The 5,388-nt window shown below is 38.7% G+C and carries 3 protein-coding genes; all 3 read right to left on the minus strand.

The window, feature by feature from the left end:
* Nucleotides 1-1,080, minus strand: a 1,080-nt coding sequence (locus tag WMK75_RS18165) for a hypothetical protein (protein WP_347268993.1), incomplete at its 3' end; no start/stop codon positions are given.
* Nucleotides 1,081-1,449: 369 nt separating this feature from the next.
* A complete protein-coding gene (locus WMK75_RS18170) occupies nt 1,450-2,940 on the minus strand; it encodes a tail fiber domain-containing protein (RefSeq protein ID WP_347268994.1) in 1,491 nt (496 codons plus the stop codon).
* Between the two features lie 55 nt (nt 2,941-2,995).
* Nucleotides 2,996-4,918, minus strand: a complete 1,923-nt coding sequence (locus WMK75_RS18175; protein ID WP_347268995.1) for a tail fiber domain-containing protein — start codon at nt 4,916-4,918, stop codon at nt 2,996-2,998.
* Between the last annotated feature and the right edge of the window lie 470 nt (nt 4,919-5,388).

The raw sequence follows: 5,388 nt of genomic DNA on the forward strand, positions 1-5,388 counted from the left end.
TTTACTGCCTAAAGCCGCATTATAAGTTGCTCCTACATTATTATACAAAGCACTATCGCCAATAGCCACTAAGTTATAGCCAACGCTATTCGTATATAAAGCCTTATTGCCAACAGCCACATTGGAATAACCGGTAGTATTGGAAAAAAGGGCATTCATTCCATTGGCCGTATTTGAATTACCGATGGTATTGGAAACAAGGGCAGCATATCCATTGGCCGTATTTTCTTGCCCAGTGGTATTGAAAAAAAGGGCATAGCGGCCAATGGCCGTATTTTCATATCCGGTAGTATTGGAATAAAGGGCCTCATCTCCATTGGCCGTATTTTCAGATCCGGTAGTATTGGAATGAAGGGCATCATTTCCATTGGCCGTATTATAATATCCGGTAGTATTGGAATAAAGGGCATACATTCCATTGGCCGAATTAGAATAACCGGTGGTATTAGAATAAAGGGCATTGTATCCATTGGCCGAATTATAATATCCGGTGGTATTGGAAAAAAGCGCCTTACTGCCTATTGCCGTATTATAAGTTGTTCCTACATTATTATACAATGCACTATCGCCAATAGCCACTAAGTTATGGCCATCGCTATTCGTATATAAAGCCTTATTGCCAATGGCTACATTGGAGTAACCGGTGGTATTATTATTGCCACTACCTATTCCCCAAAATACATTTCCATTTGAACTCAGATATCCGGCCCGGCTATTATTGACCCGGAAATTTAGCGGCTGGTCATCGGTAGTACCAATGAAATTAGTAGATGGATTGGTATTAGGGTTGCCATTTAATAACCAGGCATTCCCACCGGAGGTGACCATCTTCCAGGTACTGCCATCGTAATAATAAAAGCCGGGTGTGTTGTCCGTCTGGTAAATGAACAATCCGGTGGCCGGCGTGGTAATGGCATCGCGTTGCGCTTTGGTCATGCGGGGCGCTAACAGGCCACTGGTGGTACTGCTGATATCTAATTGTGCAGAAGCATCCGGTGTGGTAGTACCGATACCTACATTCTGTGCCTGGCTAAACATAACGGTAAATGCCAGCATAATAAAAGCAATAATCTTTTTCATTTGATTTTAGTTTTGGGTAAGAAAAAAAATACGTGTTATCCTATTTATCAGGATTAACCAACATATTAAAAGCGAACATAGCAACCGGTTTTGAAGAGATAGGTAAACTCCCTTTTTAAATATATAAACCTGTTTACACAAATAATGTGTAAACAATAATTCCATTCAAAAACAAAAAACGGTATGCTGGTAAGCAGTTACTATTTTGGTTATAAACCTGAGTACTAAATTAAAGAAAGATTAGACAAAAAAAAACTTTTTTTGTTCTTTGCTTCCCGGTAACTTTTAAATTCAACAAAAAACAATCAGAAAAAAATCCTCATTGAAAAAATCAATGAGGATGCGTTGATTAAAATGATCAATTTTGATTTACAGTTTTTCTTTTAATGCCTGTATTTCTTTTTGAAGGGCAAGTATTAAATTGTATTGTTCATCCATTTTCTTTTCCTGCATTTTTATCATTTCCTGCTGCTCCTGCACGGCTTTCACCAAAGGCATAATAAACTGGCTGTATGCTAAACTGTAATGATCGCGGTCATTAGCAGGTTTGTGAATGCCATCAAATTGATAACTTAATTCTTCTGCCACTTTTTCCACATCCTGTGCTAAGAAACCGGTATGCAATTCTTCAGCACCGGTATAGTTCACGGGGTGAATGATAGAGTTATCAATGACACCGGTCTTTGTATAAGTATCTAATTTTTTAGTATCGAAATAATACGTTACAGGTTTGAGTTTCGTAATGAAATCCAGGCCGGGCACATTGTCTTTAATATTGTATTTAAATCTTGCATCAGAAGGAAATGACCAGGCTACCTGGCCTTCGATAACGGTTACGGAGCTATTGCCAATACGTACTTTATTGCTGGCATTGACAGTAGCATTATAACCGATAACAGTGGCATTTGTCAAATTCCCGGTAGTCACATTTGCATTATACCCAATAGCTGTATTATTTGCGCCGGAGATATTGGAATAAAGGGCACTATTCCCATAGGCAGTATTATAAGAGCCAGTAGTATTGGAACGAAGGGCAGTATATCCATTGGCTGTATTACTAGATCCGGTAGTATTGGAATAAAGGGCAAGATATCCATTGGCCGTATTATAATTACTGGTGGTATTGAAGTAAAGGGCAAAAGAGCCATTGGCCGTATTATAAGAGCCGGTAGTATTGGAATAAAGGGCAGTATATCCATTGGCCGTATTATCATAACCGCTGGTATTGTTATAAAGGGCTTTGTATCCATTGGCCGTATTACTAGAGCCCGTGGTATTAGAATAAAGGGCTTTATTGCCAACAGCGGTATTACCCGTATTTGCTATATTATTATACAATGCACTATCACCTATAGCCACTAAGTTATAACCTCCACTATTCGTATATAAAGCCTTATTGCCAATCGCTACGTTGGAATAACCGGTGGTATTACTATATCCACTGCCTATTCCCCAAAAAACATTTCCATTCGAACTTAAATAACCAGCCCGGGTATTGTTTACCCGAAAATTCAACGACTGGTCATCGGTAGTGCCGATAAAATTGGTTGCTGGATCTGTGTTATTATTTCCATTTAATAACCAGGCTTCCCCACCGGAGGTAACCATCTTCCAGGTACTGCCATCATAATAATAAAAGCCGTGAGTCTTGTCCGTCTGATAAATGAGCAATCCGGTAGCTGGCGTGGTAATGGCATCGCGTTGCGCTTTGGTCATGCGGGGCGCTAACAGGCCACTGGTGGTACTGCTGATATCTAATTGTGCAGAAGCATCCGGTGTAGTGGTACCGATACCTACATTCTGTGCCTGGCTGCATATAGTCATGCTCAGTGCGAAACATAAAACCATCATCTTTCTCATAGTATTTGATTTTAATTGTTTGTAAAAAAATGAAGCTGGGATCTGTTATTCGGTCTTATTTTATTTTAGCTTTTAGTTCCTGCATTTGCAATTGCAACGCTTCAATTAGTTTTTGTTGTTGTGCAACCAGGGCAGCTGTCTTATCCGTAGTAACCTTTGCATTGGCTACGGTTTCATTTATTTTTTGCAGTGTATTTATTTTTTCCTGTTGCTTTTTTATCATCTCCTGCTGTTCCTGTACGGCTTTCACCAAAGGCATAATAAACTGGCTGTATGCTAAACTGTAATGGTCGCGATCATTGGCGGGTTTATGTATGCCATCAAATTGATAACCTAATTCATTCGCAATTTTTTCTACATCCTGTGCTAAGAAGCCGGTATGCAATTCTTCTTCACCGGTATAGTTCACGGGGTGAATGATAGAGTTATCAATGACACCGGTCTTTGTATAAGTATCTAATTTTTTAGTATCGAAATAATACGTAATCGGTTTGAGTTTCGTAATGAAATCCAGGCCGGGTACATTTTCATTGATGTTGTATTTAAAGCGGGCATCGGAAGGGTAGTAGTATGCTACCTGGCCTTCGATAACAGTAACATTTCCATCACCGATACGTACTTTATTACTGGCATTTACTATTGCATTGGCGCCAAGAGCGGTGGCATTAGAAAGGCCGCCAGTAATAACATTTGCATTATACCCTATAGCTGTATTATTTGAGCCGGTGGTATTGGTATAAAGGGCACTATGCCCATAGGCCGTATTAAAAGAGCCACCAGTATTGGAATAAAGGGCTTTGTATCCATTGGCCGTATTATAATAACCGGTAGTATTGGAATAAAGGGCTTTGTATCCAATGGCCGTATTAGTAAAACCAGTAGTATTGGAATAAAGGGCTTTGTATCCATTGGCCGTATTATTATAACCAGTGGTATTGGAATAAAGGGCTTTACTGCCTACTGCCGTATTTTCAGTTAATCCTACACTATTATACAATGCACTATCACCTATAGCCACTAAGTTATTTCCATTGCTATTCGTATATAAAGCCTTATTGCCAATAGCCACATTGGAATAACCGGTGGTATTGGAAAAAAGGGCATACATTCCATTGGCCGTATTAGAATAACCGATGGTATTGGAAGCAAGGGCAGAATATCCATTGGCCGTATTATTGTATCCGGTGGTATTGGAATAAAGGGCAAAGGTACCATTGGCTGTATTATTGTATCCGGTAGAATTGTAATAAAGGGCATACGATCCATTGGCTGTATTTGCAAAGCCGGTGGTATTGGATAAAAGGGCATAGTAGCCAATGGCTGTATTAGAATAACCGGTAGTATTGGAAAAAAAGGCTTTATATCCATTGGCTGTATTATAATATCCGGTGGTATTACTATAAAGTGCTTTGCTACCAATTGCTGTATTATAAGTTGTTCCTATATTATTATACAATGCACTATCGCCAATGGCTACTAAGTTATTTCCATCGCTATTCATATATAAAGCCTTATTGCCAATGGCTACATTGGAGTAACCGGAAGTATTATTAGTACCACTGCTTATTCCCCAAAATACATTTCCATTCGAACTCAAATATCCAGCCCGGGTATTATTGACCCGGAAATTAAGCGGCTGATCCTCTTTGGTACCTACAAAATCGTTTAAGGGATCTGTATTATTATTTCCATTTAATAACCAGGCTTTCCCACCGGAGGTAACCATCTTCCACGAGCTGCCATCATAATAATAAAAACCAGCTGTGTTATTAGTCTGGTAAATGAGCAAACCGGTGGCCGGCGTGGCAATGGCATCGCGTTGCGCTTTGGTCATGCGGGGCGCTAACAGGCCACTGGTGGTACTGCTGATATCTAATTGTGCAGAAGCATCCGGTGTGGTAGTACCAATGCCTACATTCTGTGCCTGGCTAAACATAACGGTAAATGCCAGCATAATAAAAGCAATAATCTTTTTCATTTGATTTTAGTTTTGGTTAAGAATAAAAAGAAAATGTATTATATAATTTATCTGGATTAACCTACATGTTAAAAGCTAATATGGCTACCGGTTTTGAAGGAATAGGTAAATGCTCGTTTTAAATGCATAAACCTATTTACACAAATTATATGAAAACAACTATTCCATTCGACAACAAAAAACGGTATGCTGGTAAGCAGTTATTATTTTGGTTATAAACCCGGGTGCTAAATTAAAGAAAGGTTAGGGAATAAAAAAACTTTTATGGTCTTTACTTGCCGGTAACTTTTAAATTCAACAAAAAACAGTTTGAAAAAAAATCCTCATTGAAAAAATTCAATGAGGATGTGTTGATCAAAATCTGCTAATCATTACTGTTTTTCTTTCAATGCCTGTATTTCTTTTTGAAGGGCAAGTATTAAATTGTATTGTTCATCCATTTTCTTTTCCTGCTTTTTTATCATCTCCTG

Source organism: Paracoccus sp. (in: a-proteobacteria) (assembly GCF_039808215.1).
Lineage (GTDB): Bacteria > Pseudomonadota > Alphaproteobacteria > Rhodobacterales > Rhodobacteraceae > Paracoccus.